We start from the raw sequence: 6,701 nt of genomic DNA on the forward strand, positions 1-6,701 counted from the left end.
TTGACTATGATAAAGCAAAAGATCCCGAAAGCCTATCGCCTTCGGGACCCCGGATCTTCAAATTTTTATCAGTGACGACCAGGCATCGTCACTGGTCGTTTTGAGGCGGCGCTTCCGGTGGGACCATCACAAACTCGACACGGCGCACCTTCCACCAGAGGTTCCTGTCGGTGACATCAGCATTGGGAAAACGACCGCCGAAGGCCTGCGTCTCGATCTTATCCACCGACATACCCTGATCCACAAGCGCGTTCTTTACCGTAGCCGCCCGCCTTTCGGTCAGCGGCTGGAGGATCGCCTCTTCCCGCGCTTCCCGGCCGGTCCCCCGATAGATATTGAGGGCATGCCCCTCGAGGATGAGATCATAGCTGGGGTAGCGATCGTAGATACCGACGACCCGATCGATGGTCTGATTGTTGCGTGTAAGCATCTCCGCTCCCGCAGAATCGAGCTCCGACCGATAGGCGCCAAAAATGACATTGGGAACCGAGAGATAGAACTTACCGTCTTTCTTCACCAGCAGAATATCGAGAGGAACGGGTTCGGTGAAGGTTGCAACATTTCCACCTTCGTCTGCCACACTGAGGTGAAGCGAGAAACGGGAAGCATCGACATTTGGAGCCTTGAGGTCGGTTTTTTGGTTCCAGGTAATATCCCCGGAAGGATCCCCTGCACCATCGTAGGTTCGCAGTACCTCTCCCTTTTCGTCTACCAACTCCATGGACCAGTCGGCGATGCCGTCGTTATCCTTTGCCTGAACGGTGATGAACACCTCTCCCTCGACCCCTTCGTCGGTCTCGGCAAAGGGGCTGCTGGTCACCGCCAGGTTGACCTCGGGAGGCGTGGTATCGAGAAGGAAGGAGTCGCTTGAGGCCTCGGCCGTTGTTCCTTTAAGATAATCAACCGTCAAGGCGGCCCGGTATCGGCCTTCAGGGGCGGCAGCGTATTCAGCCTTGTCCGAAAGACTTCCGTCCCACGTCACCTGCTGCGGCAGGGTGCCGGTACCGCCATACTCCTGCACCGTGGTCCCCGACTCATCAATAAGACGAAGCTTCCAGCTTTCAACATCTGTATACTGGCTGGAGTCGATAAGCACGGGCATGATATCGCCTTTGCCGTCGCCATTGGGACTAAAGGCCTTTGTCGCGGATGCCGCAAGGCTTACCGGGGAGGTATCGAGCCGGAAGCTTGCAGGACTCGGCCAGGTCGTATTCCCAGCGCTGTCGGTGAAGCTGGCCATCACTGAATAGGATCCGTCGGGAGCTTCTTCTCCGTCGGAAAGACGTCCGTCCCAGACCACCAGGCCGCTTGTTTGCGAAGAGTCGGTGGAAAGGACCTCTTCTCCAGCCTCGTCGAGCAGAGCCCCTTCCCAGGTAACCGCCTCGTCGGCGTTGAAGGTAATTCTTGCCTTATCCCGCCGACCATCACCGTCGGGACTAAATACCGGGTCTTCCACAATGATGGAAACCTCGGGCGGGGTCAGATCGATGGAAAAGGGTTCCTGCACCTGCGGGCGATTACCATTTTCGTAGGAAAGGGAATAGGAAAAGGAGTAGTCCCCTTCAGGAAGAACCGTACCACTGGTATCGGTGCCGTTGTAGACCAGCTCCAGCGGAGGTTCGTCCGCCCCTTCGGAGTCGATGCAAACAGCTCCTTCGGCATCCAGAACCGACCAGCGCCAGTCAACCACACCTTCGGTCACCTTCCTGTCGAAATAGATGGTCATGGAGTCCTGTACGCCGTCACCGTTGGGACTAATATGATCGGGGCTCAACATAAGCGCTATGGGCGTTTCAAGACGACTGAGTTCGATACCCGCGAGGGCAATCTCACCGGAGTCGTTGCCCGCTTGATCGACGGATTGAAGGACATAGGTGTACGCTCCTTCGGCAGCCGGGGAACCGTTGTCGTCAAGGCCGTCCCATACCACATCCGCAGGAACACCTTCCCAAGCCCAGTTTCTCACAGCCTCTCCCGCGGCATTCACTATTTTGGCGCTCCACGAGACCTCTTCGCTTGCCTCCACATGGGTGATCGTAATGGTATCCATATGTCCGTCACCGTTGGGACTAAAGATCAGGGAACCCGGGGGCGCAATCTTTGCAGAGGGCGCTACCGTATCGATGATGAAATCATCAAGCTCGCTTTCCTGTCGATGTCCGTTTGCATCCACTACCCAGATGGAGAGCTTGTAGCTTCCGTCGGGAAAGGGTTGTCCCGATTCCGCAAGGCCGCCCCAGGTTACCTGACGAGTAAGCGTAAACTCCTTGTAGCCGGAAAAGAGGGCGGCAAAGAACCCAATATCCCGTTTCTCTTTCTCTACGATAGTCCTCAGCACCTTACCCGAGGAGTCCTTGATCTCAAGGCCGTACTCAGGCACGTAACCCTCTTTGCTTTTTACAAAAATCCGCACAGAAAACGAGAGGGTTGCCTCATCCTGCACACCATCGCCGTTTGGTGAAAGATATTGGGTACCGGATGTAACCGGAGGAATTTGGGGGATTTCCTTGTTTCCCCCGGCAAAAAGAGTAGCGACACTCAACACAAACAATATGCTTACCACGAGGACGCTTCGCATCCATTTCATGACAACCCTCCTGACTATTTTCTGATCCGTTTCACTGCTTTACCGCGTCTGCAGTCCTTTCGAGAGACAGGACTCCTTTATTCGGCTTTTATTCGGCCGCAGCGATGATGGCAATCCCGCTGCTGGCGCCTATTCGATCGGCACCGGCCTCTACCATAGCAAGGGCATCGGCATAGCTGCGGATTCCGCCGGATGCCTTTATCTTCATGGTATCACCAACCGTCTCCCGCATCAGCTTAATATCTTCGATCTTGGCCCCGCCACTACCGAAACCGGTGGAGGTTTTGACAAAATCGGCTTTGGCCTCCATGGCGGCCCTGCAGGCAGCCCGTTTTTCGTCGTCGCTAAGATAACAGGTTTCGATAATCACCTTCACGGTTCGTCCTGCGACCGCATCCACCACCGCGGCAATATCTTTCCTGACCCGAGTCTCATCCCCGGCCTTAAGGGCCCCTACATTGATCACCATATCAAGCTCCTCGGCCCCCTGGCTTACCGCAAACTCGGCCTCGGCAGCCTTGATCTCCGAGGCATTCGCCCCCAGAGGAAAACCGATCACGCAGCAGGTACGGACCTTACTTCCGGCAAGTTCACGGCTTACCAAAGCCACGTGAACGGGATTCACACAGACCGAAGCAAAGCCGTTTTCCCTTGCCTCGGCACAGAGCCGCTTCACATCCGCCTCGGTGGCGGTTGCCTTTAAAATGGTATGATCGATCATCGCAGCAAGTTCTCGTTTTTTCATCTAAGCCTCTCCTTCATCAATGGTAGTATATATGAGCTTGGGAAGGTCGGGTTTCACCTCACCGATGTGGATGCCGCCGCGAAATCGTGCCAGAGCTGCATCGAGATCGCTGTGCTCGCCCACATGGAATTCGGCGATCACATCGCCTACATCAACCCTATCGCCCAGCCGTTTTTTCATCCAATAGCCCACCGCCGGATCGATCGCATCTTCCTTTTTACTTCGCCCCGCCCCAAGAAGCATAGCGCTGATACCGAGGGAAACGGCATCGGTGGAGGCAAGATAGCCCGCTTTTTCCGCCTTTACCGGAAGGATTTCTTTTGCCTGGGGCAGGCGACCGACATCTTCGGTCACCGAGGGATCTCCCTCCTGCATCTCGATCATACGGGCAAAACGACGAAGCGCCTCACCCGAGGCCACGGCCCGATCCAGTTTTTGTCGGGCATCTTTTTCATCTCGGCACACCTCGCCAAGGACCAGCATCTTTGCGGCAAGGGCAAAACTCACGGCCTTGAGGTCTCCGTCGTGCTTGCCCTGAAGGATTTCAATGGCCTCCCGAACCTCAAGGGCATTACCGACGGCGTTGCCCAGGGGCTGATTCATATCGGTCACCAGAGCGTGGGTTTCCCTTCCCGCCAGGGCACCGATCCCGACCATCATTCGTGCAAGCTCGATGGCACCGTCAAGCTCCTTCATGAATGCGCCGCTTCCCGTCTTCACATCCAAAACGATCTTATCGGCTCCGGAAGCGATCTTTTTACTCATCACGCTCCCTGCAATAAGAGATACATTATCCACGGTGCAGGTTACATCCCGAAGGGCGTAAAGTTTCTTGTCGGCAGGAACCAGGTTACCGGTTTGACCGATGATGGAAACACCGCAGGTTTTGACGATTTCCGCAAAGCGCTCCATGCTCTGGGTGACCTGAAACCCGGGAATGGACTCAAGCTTGTCCAGGGTCCCACCGGTATGCCCCAGCCCACGGCCGGACATCTTGGCAACCCTTCCGCCGCAGGCCGCAACCAAAGGCCCAACGATGAGGGTGGTTGTATCGGCAACCCCGCCGGTGGAATGCTTATCGACCTTAATCCCGGGAATGGCGGAAAGGTCGACGGTATCGCCGGATGCGACCATGGAGAGAGTCAGGTCGGTGGTTTCCCGTTTGTTCATTCCCTTGAACCAGATACTCATTAAAAGGGGAGCAACCTGATAGTCGGGGATCTCTCCGGCGACATATCCGCGGATGAAAAACTCAATCTCTTCCTTGGAGAGTTCTCCCCCGTTTCGTTTTTTTTCGATGATATCTACTATTCGCATGACGTATCTCCTGCCTGTAGTATAGCAGGAGGCAACAAAAAACAACAGACTTTGTTCTTTCGCGACCTTTTTGGGGCGCTTCGGCAGCAGGGTGCCCCTGCGGCCCCTCCGATCCGGCCGTTGGGTCCTATTCAGGAACCTAAGCCATGAAAGGATCCTATATGTATGATATGCTTGATATAGAGGACGTTATCTGAAAACAATCATAGAGACCATCATAACAAGACTGAAAAGGTGTAAACAATGGATTATGTCATAAGGGAAATGGATATAGTAAGTGCACGGGAAATAATCCTCTGGAAATATGAAAAACCATATTCTTTATATAATCTGAATGGTTCCGATGAAGATATAAAGGAGCTTTTACATGGCTCATATTATTCTGCATATAACAAGAGCAAAGAATTGGCTGGATATTTTTGTTTTGGCGAATCTGCACAAGTACCAATTGGCAAAACGCTGAATTCCTACGATGATAAGAGTTTCATTGATATCGGGTTAGGGTTACAACCAGAATTATGCGGAAAAGGATATGGAGTTGACTTTACTACATGTGGATTAAGATGTGCGAAGAATATGTTCTCGGCAAGAAAATTCCGATTAACTGTGGCGAAGTTTAACCAACGCGCAATCAAGGTATATGAGAAGATAGGTTTTAGAAGAAGCAATATTTCCTTCAGTAAAGACAGCGAAACGAGTAAAATAGAATTTATAATAATGACATTAGAAGACTGGGCCGACTTCGGCTAAACATAAAGCGTTATGTGTAATTGCCCTATTTTTAAAGAACTGGAGAATACATGATATTTGCATCGACATTTGGAGAAATCAATTACGAGATAACAGGTACCGGAAGTCCATTATTAATGATTCATGGTACTCCATTTTCCTCTAAGGAATGGTCCCAGATAAAAGATGCTTTAAAATGTAAGTATGAAATCTATACATATGATTTGTTGGGATATGGGCTTTCTGAAAAGGCTGAAGATGTCTCTCTTGCAATCCAGAATAACGTATTATGTGAACTTTTGGATTTTTGGAATCTTGATAACCCAGATGTTGTCGCTCACGATTTTGGAGGGGCAACACTTCTTCGATCAATACTTCTGAATAATTGTCATTACAATAAAATAATGCTCATTGATGTTGTTGCATTAGCCCCATGGGGGTCGCCTTTTGTACAGCATGTCAGAAAGCATGAACATGTATTTAATGGAATACCCGACTATATTCATAAAGCCATGGTTCAAGCTTATATTAAAGATGCAATCTACTCAAAGGTGACAGATAAAGACATTGATTTTCTTGTTCAACCATGGCTATCAAGTTCAGGGAAGAAAGCTTTTTACCGGCAGATAGCTCAGATGGATCAAAAATATACAGATGAGATTGAAGATCATCTTTTTCAAATAAAAAATGAGACAAGAATTTTGTGGGGCGAAGAAGATAATTGGATTCCTCTAAAAATCGGAAAACAATTACATAAAAAATTACCCAATTCATCATTTAGAGCAATTCCGGAATCAAATCACTTGATGCAAATAGATAAACCAAATGAAATAATCAAGGAAATAGAAAAGTTCTTCTAAGACCGTAAAAGCTCTAAAAAACTAAAACCTACATTCGTGTCAGCAGCCTTGATATCAAAAACGTCGAAAGCCCATTAAGGATGATGCACAAAATAAAAATTGAAGAGATAGTATATGCATGATATGCTTGGGAATAAAGAAAGTTGGGATGAAGGTTAGATTATGAATCATAGCTGTCCAAAATAATCATAGCAACTCCATCTGAAGCGTTAAATCTTGAGGAGATGACGAAACCCCGAATGGCTTATTCAACCATTCCCATAAACTTCGCCTGGAAAATAGAAGCATTGGGATGACATTCATCAGACTTCCAATTGTCCATTTATGGGTTGATAGAAATTTAAGATAACTCAATAACAGGTAAGAAATCATTGCAGTCCATATTTGAATAAGTATTGCATTTCGACTGGTTCCGAGGAAACTTTTTATCTTGAGATTCTGTTTCATAGCCTTGAAAAAGATT

At 49.8% G+C, this 6,701-nt stretch carries 5 protein-coding genes and 1 pseudogene; 2 read left to right on the forward strand and 4 right to left on the reverse strand.

Translation table 11 applies throughout. The features are described from left to right. Window positions 1–88 precede the first annotated feature (88 nt). The 3 genes from F459_RS0110380 to F459_RS0110390 all read right to left on the reverse strand — a co-directional run bounded on the left by F459_RS0110380 (window position 89) and on the right by F459_RS0110390 (window position 4,649). Window positions 89–2,587: a T9SS type B sorting domain-containing protein gene (locus F459_RS0110380; RefSeq protein ID WP_020612662.1), complete on the reverse strand. Its 2,499-nt coding sequence runs from the start codon at window positions 2,585–2,587 to the stop codon at window positions 89–91. Between the two features lie 88 nt (window positions 2,588–2,675). Further along, window positions 2,676–3,332, reverse strand: a complete 657-nt coding sequence (deoC, locus tag F459_RS0110385) for a deoxyribose-phosphate aldolase (RefSeq protein ID WP_020612663.1) — start codon at window positions 3,330–3,332, stop codon at window positions 2,676–2,678. After that, window positions 3,333–4,649: a pyrimidine-nucleoside phosphorylase gene (locus tag F459_RS0110390; RefSeq protein ID WP_020612664.1), complete on the reverse strand. Its 1,317-nt coding sequence runs from the start codon at window positions 4,647–4,649 to the stop codon at window positions 3,333–3,335. Between the two features lie 243 nt (window positions 4,650–4,892). On the opposite strand from F459_RS0110390, the gene F459_RS0110395 reads away from it, so the two are divergent. Together F459_RS0110395 and F459_RS0110400 are read left to right on the forward strand one after the other, a co-directional pair. After that, entirely contained in the window at window positions 4,893–5,399 is a 507-nt protein-coding gene (locus F459_RS0110395; RefSeq protein ID WP_020612665.1) for a GNAT family N-acetyltransferase, read from the forward strand. A gap of 50 nt (window positions 5,400–5,449) precedes the next feature. Beyond that, on the forward strand, window positions 5,450–6,238 hold the full coding sequence (locus F459_RS0110400; RefSeq protein WP_020612666.1) for an alpha/beta fold hydrolase: 789 nt from the start codon (window positions 5,450–5,452) through the stop codon (window positions 6,236–6,238). 339 nt (window positions 6,239–6,577) lie between these two features. On the opposite strand, the pseudogene F459_RS24655 reads toward F459_RS0110400, so the two are convergent. Then, window positions 6,578–6,701, reverse strand: a pseudogene (locus tag F459_RS24655) (IS4 family transposase); the annotation flags it as partial.

Source organism: Sediminispirochaeta bajacaliforniensis DSM 16054 (assembly GCF_000378205.1).
GTDB lineage: Bacteria > Spirochaetota > Spirochaetia > DSM-16054 > Sediminispirochaetaceae > Sediminispirochaeta > Sediminispirochaeta bajacaliforniensis.